Annotated in this window: 18 protein-coding genes; 1 reads left to right on the top strand and 17 read right to left on the bottom strand. The window is 34.9% G+C overall.

Features of this window, described 5'->3' with window-relative positions:
- Nucleotides 1–35: 35 nt before the first annotated feature.
- From QDN89_RS18210 to QDN89_RS18130, 17 genes are all read right to left on the bottom strand, one after another.
- Nucleotides 36–509, bottom strand: a complete 474-nt coding sequence (locus QDN89_RS18210; RefSeq protein WP_280771599.1) for a GNAT family N-acetyltransferase — start codon at nt 507–509, stop codon at nt 36–38.
- Between the two features lie 86 nt (nt 510–595).
- Entirely contained in the window at nt 596–1135 is a 540-nt protein-coding gene (locus QDN89_RS18205; RefSeq protein ID WP_280771598.1) for a GNAT family N-acetyltransferase, read from the bottom strand.
- A 244-nt stretch (nt 1136–1379) separates the two neighbouring features.
- Nucleotides 1380–1916, bottom strand: a complete 537-nt coding sequence (locus tag QDN89_RS18200; protein ID WP_280771597.1) for a VanZ family protein — start codon at nt 1914–1916, stop codon at nt 1380–1382.
- A 79-nt stretch (nt 1917–1995) separates the two neighbouring features.
- Nucleotides 1996–2142 (bottom strand): hypothetical protein, encoded by a 147-nt coding sequence (locus QDN89_RS18195; RefSeq protein WP_280771596.1) that lies wholly within the window; start codon nt 2140–2142, stop codon nt 1996–1998.
- A 78-nt stretch (nt 2143–2220) separates the two neighbouring features.
- Complete coding sequence (locus tag QDN89_RS18190; protein ID WP_280771595.1) at nt 2221–2775, bottom strand: DUF7010 family protein; 555 nt, start codon at nt 2773–2775, stop codon at nt 2221–2223.
- A 306-nt stretch (nt 2776–3081) separates the two neighbouring features.
- On the bottom strand, nt 3082–3462 hold the full coding sequence (locus tag QDN89_RS18185) for a VOC family protein (protein WP_280771594.1): 381 nt from the start codon (nt 3460–3462) through the stop codon (nt 3082–3084).
- Between the two features lie 472 nt (nt 3463–3934).
- On the bottom strand, nt 3935–4159 hold the full coding sequence (locus QDN89_RS18180; protein ID WP_280771593.1) for a hypothetical protein: 225 nt from the start codon (nt 4157–4159) through the stop codon (nt 3935–3937).
- A gap of 323 nt (nt 4160–4482) precedes the next feature.
- Nucleotides 4483–4824 carry a hypothetical protein gene (locus tag QDN89_RS18175; RefSeq protein WP_280771592.1) on the bottom strand — a complete coding sequence of 114 codons (342 nt, stop codon included), beginning with the start codon at nt 4822–4824 and terminating at the stop codon, nt 4483–4485.
- 375 nt (nt 4825–5199) lie between these two features.
- Nucleotides 5200–5700 carry a hypothetical protein gene (locus tag QDN89_RS18170; RefSeq protein WP_280771591.1) on the bottom strand — a complete coding sequence of 167 codons (501 nt, stop codon included), beginning with the start codon at nt 5698–5700 and terminating at the stop codon, nt 5200–5202.
- Nucleotides 5701–6061: 361 nt separating this feature from the next.
- Nucleotides 6062–6811 carry a nucleoside phosphorylase gene (locus QDN89_RS18165; protein WP_280771590.1) on the bottom strand — a complete coding sequence of 250 codons (750 nt, stop codon included), beginning with the start codon at nt 6809–6811 and terminating at the stop codon, nt 6062–6064.
- Nucleotides 6812–6920: 109 nt separating this feature from the next.
- Nucleotides 6921–7676 carry a class I SAM-dependent methyltransferase gene (locus QDN89_RS18160; RefSeq protein WP_280771589.1) on the bottom strand — a complete coding sequence of 252 codons (756 nt, stop codon included), beginning with the start codon at nt 7674–7676 and terminating at the stop codon, nt 6921–6923.
- Between the two features lie 386 nt (nt 7677–8062).
- Nucleotides 8063–8836, bottom strand: coding sequence for an alpha/beta hydrolase family protein (locus QDN89_RS18155; RefSeq protein ID WP_280771588.1), 774 nt, complete (start codon nt 8834–8836; stop codon nt 8063–8065).
- A gap of 91 nt (nt 8837–8927) precedes the next feature.
- Nucleotides 8928–9494, bottom strand: coding sequence for a nucleotidyltransferase family protein (locus QDN89_RS18150; protein ID WP_280771587.1), 567 nt, complete (start codon nt 9492–9494; stop codon nt 8928–8930).
- Between the two features lie 167 nt (nt 9495–9661).
- Nucleotides 9662–10066: an HIT family protein gene (locus QDN89_RS18145; protein WP_280771586.1), complete on the bottom strand. Its 405-nt coding sequence runs from the start codon at nt 10064–10066 to the stop codon at nt 9662–9664.
- A gap of 363 nt (nt 10067–10429) precedes the next feature.
- Complete coding sequence (locus tag QDN89_RS18140) at nt 10430–11119, bottom strand: MepB family protein (RefSeq protein WP_280771585.1); 690 nt, start codon at nt 11117–11119, stop codon at nt 10430–10432.
- A 77-nt stretch (nt 11120–11196) separates the two neighbouring features.
- Complete coding sequence (locus tag QDN89_RS18135) at nt 11197–12021, bottom strand: nucleotidyltransferase domain-containing protein (RefSeq protein ID WP_280771584.1); 825 nt, start codon at nt 12019–12021, stop codon at nt 11197–11199.
- Nucleotides 12022–12046: 25 nt separating this feature from the next.
- The gene (locus QDN89_RS18130; RefSeq protein WP_280771583.1) at nt 12047–13297 is read right to left on the bottom strand and encodes an MFS transporter; all 1251 of its coding nucleotides are present in this window, start codon (nt 13295–13297) and stop codon (nt 12047–12049) included.
- Between the two features lie 447 nt (nt 13298–13744).
- On the opposite strand from QDN89_RS18130, the gene QDN89_RS18125 reads away from it, so the two are divergent.
- A complete protein-coding gene (locus QDN89_RS18125) occupies nt 13745–15784 on the top strand; it encodes a S9 family peptidase (RefSeq protein ID WP_280771582.1) in 2040 nt (679 codons plus the stop codon).
- Nucleotides 15785–15869 lie beyond the last annotated feature (85 nt).

Below are 15869 nucleotides of genomic sequence, written 5' to 3'. Positions count from 1 at the left end.
CTTATTAGCTGTTCCTCTTCTTGCTAATTAAAGTTCTAGTTATATCTAAAAATACTAATAAAATAATCTTCTTCGGGAAAATCACCGATATATTCCAATCCACTATTTGTATAAAACTCTTTTAGTTTTTTATTTCCTGACCAACAGTCTAAATAGAGACTTTTATTTAATCCTCTTACTAAAGAACAAGCATAGTCCGTTATTTTGCTACCAAGGTTTCTTCCTTGATACGTTGGTAGCATTGCAATTTGTGATAGATATTTACTCTCTGGTTCAACTGATAACTCATTAATATTATTTATTTTATGTATGCAAAACGTTCCTACTATTTCGTTATTTAAAATGAAAACATAAGAATTATTATTTATTATTTGGTCAGTAATTTTGTTCTCATCCCAAGGATCATTCCATTGGTTCATTCCCTTTTGTTTTAATACAAAAGTGGTTTCATTCAATATGTAAAGTATTCTTTGTAAATCCTTTATACGAGCTAATCTTATCTTTATCATTCCACCACTCCTTAATCCTAAATGGAGCAATCAAAGTTTAGTTTGCTATCTCCTCCCATTTAAGTACAACAACTTCAAAATACAAATTAAAATGGAACATCGTCTAACTTTATTGGGGTCTTCTTTCCTCGTTCCCAGTCCTTTCTGATCGTCGCATAAATAAGTGCATCTTCTACTGAGCCATCGTCATTTTCCCAAGACTCCCGTAGATAACCTTCTTTTTGAAAGTTACATTTATAAAATACTTTTCGCATTGCATAATTATCGTGGCGAGTATATGCCTCAATCCTAATTTTTTCAATTGAGCAAGAAAAAATATAATCAGCAGCCCATTTGACTGCTTGTTCTCCATATCCCATGCCACGTGCTTCATTAGATAATCTTACGTCGAATAGTAAAGGCATAGTATCAGAAATATCACTTAAAATGATCAACCCTACCTTTGCCTTATTTTCTTCTATCCAAAATGTTTCTTTATCATCTTCAAACCATCCAGTTTTATACCGCTTTATTATCTCGTCTTCTGAAGGTCTAGGATCAGCGTGAAAATTCCAACTATTTTTTGTATAAAGGTTTACTAGTTCACTTAATTCATTGTTAAGTTTTTTAAAAGTTAAATGTTTCATAACTTCCTACTCCTCTTCTTCATTAGCATCATAAAGTTTGTATTTTCCTCCCATTAATTTTAACATAAATATCCAAATGACTCTCATTCACATAAAAATATACACGTTTAATCATAGTAAATATGCCTGCCTCCAGTGTTTTAAAGCACTAGGGGCAGGCATGAGGCAAGCTCGATAAAAACTTTGATTTAATTCATTTTAACCATTCATTTCCATCAACTAAAATCGGCCTCTAACAATGGCGTTATTTTCGTAGAAAACGACTCTTATATTTTTCAATTAAAATAAACCAAATTTTATAAAACAAGTAGCCAATTAATGTGCCTGACGTGTTTAGAATCATGTCATCAACATTAAATGTTCTATGCGAACCAAAAGTTAAACCCATCAATAATTGTATTGTCTCTATTGACAAGCTTAATAAAAACGCTGTAATAATAGTTAGCTTTAGTTTTCTAAAACGTTCAAATAATAATGGTAAATAGAGTCCAAAAGGCAAGAGTAAGATAAAATTTTCTATGTATGCTCTGGGAATATACCCAATATTAATAGATTCAACAACAAAATAAAAAGGAACTAACTGAACGGACACTGCAAACGGTATAAACATGATTGGAAGTAGTGTTAATTTCACTACATTAATCATGTAATAAATAAAACTGTAAAACACCAGCCTCATTACTAATGAACGCTCCTTCTTTCTATTGCGAATGAGGTCAAAGACGATATACATAATTAGAAAAAGTGTTGCCCAGTTATGAAAAAACTCTTGATCTATCATTAGTTCATTCTCCTTAAAAACAAAAAGATAAAATTATTCACCATCTATGTATACGAGATACTATAAATTATTTTAATCTTTAATATTTGTTGTTTTCGTCTAATTTTGATTTAATTTCTTCTAGTAATTCAATTTGTTTATCTTGTCTTTTGATGATCTTTTCTGATACCTTTGCTACCACAACTAAAATAATAATTAAAATGATAAAAATTTCCATTAACCTCACCACTTCCTACTAAAATTACTCTTTACGATCTTTCTCTCTAATATCTACTAAGTAATTTAGCTACTGCTAAAACAATCGTTAGATAAGCTTTTTTAAAATTTTTCTCTTATAATCTAAGTAGAGCCATAAAATGAGACAGAGCAAAAAGATTGCCATTGAAAATGGTACCAACCAGAGATTTTCTCCACTCAAATATAATCCTAGAAACAGCACTCCAACTGAAATCACTGGTGCCATAATATAATAGGGTTTAGCGTTATAAAACCAGCCATACGGAAAAAAGTGAGCGCCTGTTATAATAGCAAAAAATAAGATAGCTTCATTTGGACTTTTGATGATTGCCCAGAAAATAATAGGAAAATATACAAGTTGAGCAAGGTTTAAATATAGTCCTAAATTACCAAATGGATTATTTTTAAGCTTCCAGTCAGCCTTGATGAATGTAGACATTCCAACTGATAATGGAAACATTAAACCTGTAGAAAATAACATATATATGTTTTTCTGATGTATTTCGATCGATTGTAAAAATATTAGCGTAATGATGGACCAAATGACAAACGCTGCTAATAAAAATCCGGTCCCATTTTTTCCTCTTATTGATAAATCATTTCTCGTTTCATCTAATTCCACAGCTATTTTTCCACCTTCCCAAAAACGAACGTTAATAAATCTGCAGTTACTCAATAGAGTATTTCTTCCTTTAGTTTAACATCATCTTCCATTTAATAGCCAAATAAAATAAGCTGCATATGCAGCTTATTGGATCTTATACTTTTTCGTTTAATAAAAGAAATCAATCAATTACAAAATGTTAGTTTTCGCTGTAGGGATGAGGCTACTATTAATGATTTTAATTGAAGATTTCCGTAAGCTTATTAACTTAATGTTGAAGATAACTCAATAGAAAGGATACCTACTACATTCAACCGATGTGTATTAGACAGTCAACTCAATCAGATTTCCTTCGGGGTCCTCAATAACACTCTCATAATACCCATCTCCAGTGATGCGCGGCCCACTAATTAGGCTATAATTATCATTCTTTAATTTTGTTGTCATTTGATCAACAGACTCTCTGCTTCCTAAAGAAATGGCAATATGAGCCCACCCTACCATATCACCTTGTTTTTTCTTATCAATATCTGATTTACGCATAATTTCAAGCCGTGCTCCAGAATCAAAAGTGAGAAAATATGATTCAAATTTCTTCGCTGTATTATGATACTTATCGTTTGACTTACAATTAAAGTACGCTTCATAGAACTCTCTCATGGCTTCCAAGTCATTGACCCAAATAGCTACATGTTCGATTCTCATTTATTTTTTCTCCCTTAGGAACTAAATTATGATTCTCTTTCATTCGATATATTTAATATTTAACATTTTACTATCTAAAAAAATTCATCGTAATATTACAGTGGACTTTCTTGTTACAGTTACTCGCTCGTTAGTTTACTAAAATATGATATTTCAGTTAGCGACATAAGAATAGCTGCGGCTCTTCTGATATTGCTCCCCCGTATGGTAAAAAACTAATAAAACCTCGAACGTTAGTTAGTCTCTGATTCTTGCTTCGATAAAAATATTTTGGTAATTAACCCAACTACTATAACAGTAGATACAATAATTAAAATGGAACTAATTATTGTATTCGTTTCAAGCCCATATTTATTAAATGCAGAAGACAGTAGGTAACTGATTACAAAAGCATAGAGCATTAAACTTAAAATATTTCCTTTTTTATTTATCATCACCTTCATCCCTTTTCGTTTCCGATCATTCTAGCAAATTACTTATCCATTAGTTTTCCAGCAATCAAACCTAACAAGACATTTGTTATTAATAAAGACGAATCAGCAGAAAATGTTATGGTGAGGATACCTGCTATTATTCCATACGATAATGCATTAGCATTTAAATTCATGAAATACTCTCCTTCCCAATCAGTAATGTCTGATGCTAAATAGATCAAAGAACCATAATAAAGATAATAGTCATGTCCGTTATCGCTCATGTCCGTTATCGCTCATCTCCGTTGAAGAATTCTGTAAGACAAACTATCAATACCTTATCAGCATTCGGAATTAAAATGGTATAGTTCGTCCAACATTTATTTTCTAAAAACATTTTTGAATATACGATTCGACTTATGAAAAAGGTTTTGATAAAAGTCATCAAAAAAATGTTTCACTATCAACCTTAAAAAGGAAAAAAATATTGCAATTATCATAATTACAAAAAGAATAGCTATCACTTGTCTGATTATGTCCACTAGAACACCCTCTTGAATATCCTTTTAGTTTAAAACAGCGAACCAATAGTTGAATATAAATATATTTAAGTGAGATTTTCATGATAGTTTTTTATTAATTTATACCTTTTCCATAATAAGATTAATAGTAAAGCTGTTATGCTAAATACTAATAAGACCATACCTACGACTATTCCTCCAAAAAACAAATAGGAAAATAACTTCTCCTCTACTCCCCATGCATATATAAACCATCCGATCATAGCCAATATACCTATCACTAAATTAATTGTTGCTGCGACAATAGATTGTGCTAAAACGAACCCTGTTTTCTTAATCATTAATGAACCATATTTTAAACTTACATAAAATCCTAAAACTATAATGAAGGCATATATTGCCAATGCGGTAATGTTCGGTATGTTCACATGATCACCTCCCGCGGTTTGGTAAACTTGGTCATCCCACTAATATTGATTGAAAAAAGTGAAACTTGTTAAAGAATATAGCTTATACGAATTCAAGTATGATTGTAATAGCTAAACTTTGAGCAAGAAGGACAAATATAAAACCAGAACTGATTATTTTGCCTTTTTCCTTTAATATAAACGCTTGAGTTATGTAATTAATGATAAACATAATAATGATTACAATGGTCAATGAAAACCAAAAAGGAGATGTGTAAGTTACCGTCATAATCTAATTCCTCACTTTCAATCTCGGTTTTTCTATCTATTAAAATTTCATTCATATGTTTTTCATTTAAACCTTTTCTACAATTCAATAACTTTATATTTTCGTTATTAGAGTATGAAAAATACCCCAAAAAACAACAATAGTGTCCATATGAAAGATATAAGTATAGTTTTCTCATTTTGTTGCCTAAATCGTTGTCTTTTGTGTTCGAAAGAAAAAATAAATAGAAATATTAAAAAGAGAAAGTAAACCAGGAAAACATAAATTAGCGACCGCCATTGTTCAACCCAAGTCATTATTGGCCCAATAGTTCCACCTATTAAAAAGAGAACAATTGATAAGAAACCTACAATACCAATCAGTTTGGGCATCATACTCCAAAGACGGTGTTGATATAGATTATTTTCTTTTTTAGCTTGAAACATAAAAATTAGATAAAAACAAGTGACGACCAATGCAATAACTACAAAAGTAATGTAAGGAGAATTTATAGCAGTCCATTCACCAGACGCAGGTTGAGTAGTTCTGTTTTGACTTATGTTTTCTAAAAACCACATGATAAAGACTATAACAAAAACCGTTAATAACTGTAATATCGACCATTTCAAGGTTTCTCCCCCCTATTTTACTAATACGTAAAGTTTGCTTATAAGTTTCGCTTCTTCATTTATTGTTAAACACTTCTCCTAAGTCCTTCAATCACAGCTAACCGTTAATTCAGCTATACCCCAATTAAAATAGACGAAAGTATTTGTTCGGTTGACTCCATCGCCATTATTCCCTATAACCTATTTTAGATTAGCTTGTAGAAACTTTGCCCTTCCTCAAAAAAAAGAGTCGTTCTTTGCTTAGATAGAAGAAAAATGTTTTAGAAGTATGCATCAGTATTTGCATCGAAGTTTTAATCTATGAAACAGATTTTATGCATTTTTCAGTATTTCCAACCACGAGAACCGTCCCTACGGTTAGTCAATTAGTAGCCAAATGTAAGGCTAAATCTCTCATTTTCTCATCTGTTTCGGCCTCCATTTCTTCTCTTTGTTTTGTATATGAGAAGAGCGTATCACCATGAATTAAATGGTCTGATAAATTTAACAAACCTATCGCTCTTTTATTAAATCTCTTTGCCACTGCTAACGTTGTAGCTGTTTCCATATCTACACCTACATGACCATTTGAAGCCCAGCCGTTTATCATTTCTTTCGTCTCTAAAAGCATAGCGCTGGTTGACACGACGCTTCCAGTAGAATAGCTATAACCTTTTTTTTCACAGTAATCGATTGCAGCATTTACTAAGCTTTCATCAGATTTAACAATTGTTTCGTTTGGCAGATACCAATGTGAAACACCGTCTTGCATTTCAGCTTGAGTAACAATTAAAATATCACCGTATTTTACATCTTGTGATAATCCACCAAAATACCCTGTTTGAATGAATCGTTCTGTTCCTGAAATACCAAATTGATGGACTATGGTTGTTGCCATTGGACTTCCAAATACATTTGCAAATCCAATATTGATACCTCTATATTTTCCAATGACAGTATTCCATTTTGGATTCCATCCTTCTTCTTTAAGAATTTCATTCCATATTTTTAAATTATCCTCATGGTTCCACTCACCATGAATAATAAATGATAAAGGGATTTGATTTTCATTAACTCCAAGCATCTGCACCCAGTCTTGTCTTGTGAAATCACCATATAACTTCAAGTACACCCCTCCTAAGCTTTTTTAATATATTTCTCCTTCTTCCTTAATGCTAGACTGTGCGACAGTTTCTATTGAAGAATCACCAGTTAATTTAACTGTATTCATTACAATCATTCTATTTCTTCAATTTAAAAACTATGAAGTCAGCACATCTAAAATCTTCTTCAAAAGAAGGATATTTTTTTAGCATCTCGATCGAAGGTTTCGGTTCTACAATGCTTTCTAATACAAAACCAGTTTGGATAATAGTGTTTATATAACTTGTTAATGTTCTATGGAATAATATCATCTTTTCTTTATCACCTAAGTCTTGTTCGTACGCACCTTCGTAAAAATAGTTATCTACGTTCCAGTGCAACTTTTCACCACTGTCTGTTTTCTCCCAACCACATTCTGGAGTAACGAAACAAGGGTGCAATATCGAAAAAATAAAACTGCCTCCATCTACTAATAATCGATACATTTCTTGAAATGCTTTTTCCTCATTCGCTAAATCTTGAATAACCATATTTGAGACTATTAAATCGAAACTTTTATCCTCTATAGTATTCAAGTTCTCACAGTTACCTTGTTTATAATCAATCAACAAATCTTCTGGCGTTCTTTCTTTAGCAATTTCTATCATTCTAGGAGAGTAATCCAATGCTGTAACACTTGCACCAAACTCTGATAAAATTCTGCTTAAATAGCCTTCCCCACACCCAGCATCTAAAACTATTGTATTTTCTACATTTCCCATAAGTGAAAATAAAGTCGGATTTAATAAGACTTCTTTATGAAGATCTCCTTGTTCAGTATGAGTTTTTGAATATGTATCGGCAAAGGCATCCCATCTCTTAATAGCCTCTTCCGTACCTATAATTCGTTTCATTTGTGGTTTCCTCCAATTTTATTTTCTTCCATCCAAATCCTTTATTTCTATATCCTTGCTATAACCACATTGTGCGTTACATTCTTATTCCACATTACTTTCCATTTCCTTGTTGTAAAACAACTAGCGTTTTCTCTTTTAACCTTACCATTAATTCCCTATTAATTGGATGAAAAATCGTTTCTTGTCAAAGAAACGGGTTTACTTTAGAGGTGCAAAACAGAAAAACGCAGGCAAATTTACAAACTAAATCACACTACTTTAACAACCGAAATCACAGTATAAATCGCATATTGAAATGGCACGAAGAATAAGTTCTTCGTGCCATTATTTTCATATTCGCTTGTGTAACAAACGCACCCCATTAGTTTTTTAAGAATACATTGTTAAAATGTATCAATTATGGTTTCCCATGCTATTGAGGTGGGGTCAATAATTTTAAAATGTTCTATGTCTGACAAAACAAATAACCTTACACGTTTTTTTTGTTCTAATGTCTTGGTATAGTATTCTTTGCTTAATACCACAGGAACATGGCGGTCTAATTCACCATGAACTAATACCTGCTCTACTTTCATGTTGGGTAATAACTCCATTGGGGAAGCTAATTTGTAGCGTTCAGGAAGCTCGTTTGGTGTCCCACCAATGAAATCAGATACAGGACTTTTCATCCCTTTTTGTTCGTGGATTTCCCACATTTTTTTTAAGTCAGTCACCCCAGCCAAACTAACGACCTTTTGAATTGGGACTACCAACTCATTGAATAACCCGTCTGATACTTCTTTCAAAGTTCTTGAGGCTAACCAAAGTGCTAAATGTCCTCCTGCCGAGTGACCAATAACGATGACACGAGATAAATCTAATCGATAGGTTTGCTTTAAATTAACAAGGTAATTTATAGAATCAATGACATCATTAAAAGTACCTGTCCAACCTCCTCCCTCTTCACCTACTCTACGATACTCAATATTCCAAGTAGCATATCCCCTGGGAGTTAAATCTTCTGCAATGGGATTGTTTTCCTCTAAGTTATATTTTGATTGCCAAAACCCTCCATGAATCATTACAACTACTGGTGAATGTTCTTTATTATCAGGTACACGTAAAACTCCAAATTGTGAGTGATGTTCTCCATAAGATATTTTAACTTTATGAGACATGATTTCCCCCATTCGTAATTTCATATTAAAAACCTTTCATTCAACTAAACATTGCTTCTTTCACTAAAGATCCTCCTTTAGTGGAAGAGTCTTAAATATGATGAACCTTAATTTTATGCCAAATTGCTTTCCAATTTTTCTTAATAATTCGTTCCTCATAAATTTCAGCTCGTTCTTTTGAATCTTTAAAATAAGGCGTTGGTTTCAACTCTAAATTTATTACATCATCTATACCACAAGGAGCAGTAAGATTTAGATTGTTATCCTTATCTATTTTCACACCAAGAGCAGTTGCTGTCTCTGGAAATTTTGAAATAGCATCTTCAGAGGATATATAAGGTGGAATGTCATTTATAACGTGCATTCTTGCTTCATTTTTAACAGACCAAGGTATATTAGGAAGTATTGTCCTCAATTCAGCTTCTAATTTTTTTTCCGTTTTTTCATCAATGTTTTTATCGTCAAAATATATAACATCAACATCTGGAGTATTTGTTCTTTTTTCGAACCCTTGCAAAGTGTCCCAAATCTTAGAGCGGATAAATCCTGCACATATCCACCAATCGGGCAAATTCAGTTTACTCGCAGCGTTAATTATTTCCATCATTCTATCATCATTTTGAATTAACTTTACTATATCTTCTTGGTTCCCTAACATTTAACCTCCTCCTTTAATTACGAACGTATATTCCTACTATAACACAAATTTAGTGGAATATTATTCCACTAATCCTTCTTTAGTTTAACATCATTTTCCATTTTATAGGCACAAAAAAAGAGCTACGATACTGCAACTCGTAATTTTACTAACGTTACTCCGTTAGCTTAACTATTTTTTCTTCTATTTTCCGAACTTTTAAACATATATCTAATCCCTTTACCAGCTAATGGTTCATCTGAATATCTTGGTATCACATGAAAGTGTGAATGAAAAATATGTTGTCCACCAACTTCACCACAGTTCCAACCAAGGTTATACCCATGGGGGTGACACTTTTCATCTAAGTATCTTTTAACATCTTGAAGAAGGCTATAAGTTGCTTTCCACTCTTCAATTGTTAAATCAAATGCAGTTTCTCTATGTTCTCTTGGTACAATTAAACCAGCACCTTCAAGTTGATTTCCCTCTATTTGAGCTTGCTCTAACAGCAGAAACATACAATAATCATTACTCATAATAACATTTTGCTTTGGTTCTAAACTTGGATTACAAAACACACAATCTTTCAAAGCATAAATCCTCCTTAAATTTTACCTTTAGTTTAAGTTCATTAGTTTACAATATAAAACTATCTTAAAATTTGGGCTAATTATAAGGTAGTCGTTTTTATGTGGTTATTAAGATTGACTTCTTTTGAAGAGTTTCCCAAACAACCATGGTAGTCCGATAAAAACCACAAAACCTAAGAGAAATGAATAAAAGATAAACTCACTGATAACGTTGATAAAGGCAACCAGGGGGACGGTTCCTTCGGTTGACCGCAGTGACATCATTCCCTATTACCTTTTTTGATTAGCTACTAGAAACATTCATCCTTTTTTTCAGAAAAAGCGATAAAGGATCGGTAATTATTAATCGTCTATCGACTTGATTTACAAGCCATAAAGCATGTGCGCACGATCAAAGTCAACGGGCGCAATAATTGGAATCTCTAAGAAATACTCTAACTGCCATTTTTGAGTATTTTGTGCTTGACGGCTTGTAGGTTTGTCCCAGGGTGGATAAACGCGCATCGCCCTTTTACCACCTTTACCGTTATTTGATAAAATATTCTGATCAGATAATACAACTTTTGGAAATATAAACTGACCAAATTTTTCGCCGCTACGTGTGCTGATAACTAATAAATCGGTTGCATCTGTTACATCGTAAGGTTGTATCGGTCCCTCCCCAATTCTCTCCCACAACGTCACAAATTGTCCTACTTTTTTTGGAGTAACTTTGGCAACACGAAATCTAATTGAAAGAGAATTCAACATAAATAAACAGCCACCATATTCTGCGTTTTGTGCTTCTATTTCTGGTGGAGAACATTCAAATCCACAAGCATTATAGACGTGATCCCTAGTTAATAGAAAATCATGATGAATCGTGATCGCTGATGCCCTCTTGTTTTGATTGCTAGAACTAGTTTTTGAAAAACCTTGGTTTTTTTCATTCAATTGTTTTACATCCATTCTAATATTAAAATTATTAAACGCTAGCTTATGGATAATATTAATTGAATTTACAATTATCTTCTTAATAATAACATAAATATCCAACCGTATTGACCCAGACAATTTGTCTTTCCCTACAATTGGTACGGTGCCTGCCCCAGTGCTCTAAAGCACGGGTGGCAGGCACCGTAAACAGTTATTTAAAAAGAAATTTTGGCTTGATTTGAAAAGTTCGCACTAGCCCATTCACCCTCACTCTTAAACAACAAATATACAACCTCACGATCGGTCGGCGGTTCATCTATCCAATTTAGCAGAGTACGAACAATTGATTCTTTTTCTTGGAAATAGCGAATAAAGACTTCGGACTGCTCGTGAAGTCGTGTCGTCCAAATCTGAGAACGTACCATCACCATTGAATAGTAAGTTCGAATTAGCTTACGAGCGAAGCCTTGTGTAAATGTTCTAAAATCTTCGTTAGAAGCTATTTCTAATCTTTTTAACGTCCGATTAAGAGCCTCATTGATATCACCATTAAAACGGATGGCTATCTCCGATGTGAGTTTATACGGTCCAAATCGTTCTCCTAAATCCTCTCCATACACGCAAACACAGAGTTCCTTAAGAAATGCACTTTCGTAATAATTTGAAGGGTCAACCGTATAGTCGTAATATGCTACAGCAATACCAACATCACGAACTAGAGAACGATACTTTTGAGACAGTTCTCCAGCAAGTATCTTTACTTCAGATAACTTAACGGAACTTAGTTTCGTATCAAACATAGCGATAAGGTCTAAATCTGATTTTTTTGCAATCGCCTCTCCTCTGGCTACACTACCGTACACATACACACTATGCAATTGTTGATGAAATAATTTTTTGAGACTCTCGATAGATTCTCGAATGGACGGAACATAGACATCATCAATGTTGTCTTTGCTAACATCGCTTACAATAAATCCATTAGAGTCTAGACCATAACCTGCATTTAAATTCCCTATTTCAAGCACCACCTTTTTCACTTAATCCAAGCCAACCAGGGGACGATTACCTTGCTTCCTCCACTTCTTCTTTAATTAGACTCACACCAATCAAACCAATCAATGAGAAGACAACTGGAGTGATAAACCCGTAGTAGTATCCATCAATGATACTGCCTGATGCAGTCTGAAGATCCAGTACATATCCAAAAATACTTGGCAGCAATACAGCACTTAGAAATCCACCTGTGTTGGCAAAGCCAGAAACGATGCCAGCTTCACTACTAGGAAACAATTGACGAACAAGAGCAAAAGTTAAGGCACTTGCCCCAAATCCGTAGCCAATGATAAAGAAAAGCATGATTACCATTATAAACGCTGGTTTCCCGCTAAATAATAGAAAAGATGACCAACTCATGAAAACGATGATATGTACAAGTCTATAGGGAGATTTTATTGTTTGTAATTGACTGGATATCCAACTAGTTAATGGCGCTCCAATAAGTGCACCAATAAGCCCAATCATAATAAGTTGACTAGCACCTGAACGTGTCATTTCATACACATTCATCCCATAGGGCACTGCCCACGAGCTAATAAATCCTAAATACCCGCCGACAACTCCAAAATGACAAAAAAATAAACCCCACGCCTGCGGATTCGAACATATTCTTCGAAGTAAAGTGCCTGTTTTTTCCCGTTTACGCTCCTTCTTTTCAACAACCTTATTGTCAGGAAAGAATTGCTTCGTTTTTTTTATGAGTAAAAAATAAAGAAAAATGCTACAAACACATAGTAACAGCCCTGCGGAAAAGAACGCTCCCCGCCAACCAAGGATGTCAATCCAAAACGAGAAAGGAACGGTTGCCATCAAGAAACCAAGGCTACCTGTCATTCCAGCAACACCAATTAATCGAACAAACTCCTGTTTCGTAAACCATTGACCTAAAATTAACACCACGCTCACCCAAATGGTCGCATCTCCTAGACCCGTCAGTATTCTTGCAAAAAACAGGACAAGTGCATGCTCACCGAGACTATAAATCATTGTCCCCACGCCTGTAAGTAACGCACCTGTAATTAGAAAAAAATTGGGACCATAACGATCTACAAGGATACCCATAGGAATTTGCAGTACTGTATATACAAAAAATTGAATGCTTGCTAGTAACCCAATTGTCGCTGCAGTTACATGAAAATCTCTCATTAACTGTTCTGTAATCAATCCCGGAGCCGTTCGTTGGCTCGCCATGACTAAATAAGTGAACAGGACCAAAACAAAAATCACCCATCTAAATCGACTATTTCCTTTGTCCAATGGGCTTCCTCCCCGGTTAGCTTTTAATTCATGTATATGGATTTTCTTTAACAGTATACTTATAAGAAGCACGGGGACGATTCTCATGTTCGATTGGCAGGGGTGAGACACTCTTTCAGATTCAAGCGCGCTCTTACTGGTGCGTGGCGCTCTTTCAAAATGGGGATGCGCGCTTTGAAACAGGTAATCTGCTCTTTCGAGTCGGTGCGACAAACCAAAGCTTCTTCAAGATCAGGTACTACCCTTGATTAATGTATATTCTTTGTGCCATGCCAAATACCTCACTAGCAAATTCACCATATTTCTTATCTATTCGTCATTTCGACTCCCGAGAGAAGCAAAAGAACTGTCACATGCTCCACTGAACTTTGAAATAAAATAAATTTTATTTCGGTTGTCGAAATGTTAAGATAGAATCATAGATTGCAAAAAAATGGAGGAATGTTCATGACGAAACGACCTATTACAGCAGAAGATTTAACGAAATTTAAGTTTGTGGGAGACCCTGTCGTTTCCCCTAACAAAAACAAAGTTGCTTATGTTTTAACGCAAGTAGATAAAGAAAAAGATGGCTACTATTCTTCTATTTACGTGACTGATTTAAAAGGGGAAGGCAGACAATTCACCTCTCATTATTCAAAGGAGACACTAGTAAAGGATACTTCTCCAAAATGGTCACCAGATGGAAGCACCCTTTCTTTTCGTTCCAACCGCTCAGGGAAAAATCAAGTTTGGCTTTTACATACAGATGGTGGAGAAGCTGTTCAACTAACTGACGTGGAACAAGGAATTGGGGATTTTGTTTGGTCTCCTGACGGAAAGAATCTTGCTGTTACGATTAGAGGAGAACTTAAGTTTTCCTCTGATAAGGAAGAAGAAGAGAAAGAAGAAAAAAGCGATGTGAAGGTGATTACTAGACTTCGTTATAAAGGAGACGGAGTTGGTATTTATAACGAGGATCGTACACATGTGTATCTATTTAATATGGAGACAAAGTCATATACGAAGATTACCGAAGGAGACCATGATTTTTCTCAGCCATGTTTCACTCCAGATGGGAAAAACGTATTCTATATTGGGACGAAGGCAGAAGATAAAGAGTGGGGTTACCTCCCTGCCATTTGGAAATATAATATTGCTTCGAATAAAGAAACGTTATTTTTCCAAGGAAATGGCTATCTGATGGCTCCTTCCTTCTCAACCGACGGGAAATGGTTAGCTGTTGCTGGTCATAATCGTGGGGAAAGAAGTCAAGGTAACGCAAATGTTCTCTTGTTTTCTGTAGAAACAGGCCAATTGAAAAATTTAACGGAGAGCTTTGATTATACCCTTGGAAATCTAGTAGGTGCAGACGCGAAGTATGATATGGCAGAGCCTCGATTAATTTGGGACTCTACGAACTCTCACATTTACTTTATTGCAACAATAGGTGGAGATTGTCAGTTATTTAAGGTAAACCTTGAAGGGGACGTTTCAGCTGCCCTATCTCCAAAGGTCGCATCGATTACTTCTTATGATATTGTAAGTAAAGATCAGGCAGTCCTTGTTCTTGCTACACCTCATTCTACAGGTGATTTAGTTACACAAGATTTAACGAATGTGAAAAATGTTAAGCAGCTAACAGCTTGGAATGAAGAGCTATACAACGAGGTTCACTTAAGTACTCCTGAAGAATTCCATTATAAGAGCACAGATGGTCAGGAAATAGAAGGCTGGATCATGAAGCCTTCTGGGTATGAGGAAGGTAAAAAATATCCGATGATTCTTCAAATTCACGGTGGTCCAGCAACAGCTTATGGAAATGGTTTACACCATGAAATGCAAGTCATGACCGCTAAAGGGTATGTGGTTCTTTACACGAATCCAAGGGGAAGCCAAGGGTATGGCCATGACTTTGTTAATGCTGTTATCGATGATTACGGTGGCATGGATTATGAGGATATTATGGCCGGTGTCGATTATGCTTTAGAAAACTATCACTACATCGATCACGATCAATTATTCGTGACTGGAGGAAGCTACGGTGGGTATATGACCAACGTCATCGTTACTCGTACAGACCGTTTCAAAGCAGCCGTTACCCAACGTTGTATTTGTAACTGGCATAGCTTCTACGGAACAAGTGATATTGGTTTCTTCTTCACGGAATGGCAGCATGGACATGCGGATTTATGGGATGATGTAGAAAAGCTACTTAAGCTTTCCCCTCTTACCTATGCCCGTAATGTAAAAACACCGACACTCATCCTGCACAGCGAACAGGACTTACGTTGTCCAATCGAACAAGGAGAGCAATGGTATATAGCCCTGAAGCGATTAGGTGTGGAAACGAAGTTCGTTCGCTTCCCAGATGAAAACCACGACCTTTCCCGCTCCGGTAAACCAAAACATCGCCTAGAGCGATTAGACCATCTCGTTGGCTGGTTTGATGATAGACGGGCGAACCAGGGGGACGGTTCCTCTGGTCGGTCGACCCCAGTGACATGATTTCTAATAACCAAATATTAGATTAGCAACGCGAAACACTCTCTTTCCTAAGAAAGAGAGTGTTTCATTTATTAATTGAAGCAGA

The sequence above is a fragment of the Salipaludibacillus daqingensis genome (assembly GCF_029891575.1).
In the GTDB taxonomy this organism is placed as follows: domain Bacteria; phylum Bacillota; class Bacilli; order Bacillales; family Salisediminibacteriaceae; genus Salipaludibacillus; species Salipaludibacillus daqingensis.
This window is presented reverse-complemented; position numbering and strand designations above follow the sequence as displayed.

Bases quoted from the DNA above. Each gene is read 5' to 3' on its own strand.
- QDN89_RS18210 (WP_280771599.1), bottom strand. From the start codon at position 509: ATGATAAAGATAAGATTAGCTCGTATAAAGGATTTACAAAGAATACTT.
- QDN89_RS18205 (WP_280771598.1), bottom strand. From the start codon at position 1,135: ATGAAACATTTAACTTTTAAAAAACTTAACAATGAATTAAGTGAACTA.
- QDN89_RS18200 (WP_280771597.1), bottom strand. From the start codon at position 1,916: ATGATAGATCAAGAGTTTTTTCATAACTGGGCAACACTTTTTCTAATT.
- QDN89_RS18185 (WP_280771594.1), bottom strand. From the start codon at position 3,462: ATGAGAATCGAACATGTAGCTATTTGGGTCAATGACTTGGAAGCCATG.
- QDN89_RS18180 (WP_280771593.1), bottom strand. From the start codon at position 4,159: ATGAGCGATAACGGACATGACTATTATCTTTATTATGGTTCTTTGATC.
- QDN89_RS18160 (WP_280771589.1), bottom strand. From the start codon at position 7,676: ATGAAACGAATTATAGGTACGGAAGAGGCTATTAAGAGATGGGATGCC.
- QDN89_RS18155 (WP_280771588.1), bottom strand. From the start codon at position 8,836: ATGTCTCATAAAGTTAAAATATCTTATGGAGAACATCACTCACAATTT.
- QDN89_RS18150 (WP_280771587.1), bottom strand. From the start codon at position 9,494: ATGTTAGGGAACCAAGAAGATATAGTAAAGTTAATTCAAAATGATGAT.
- QDN89_RS18125 (WP_280771582.1), top strand. From the start codon at position 13,745: ATGACGAAACGACCTATTACAGCAGAAGATTTAACGAAATTTAAGTTT.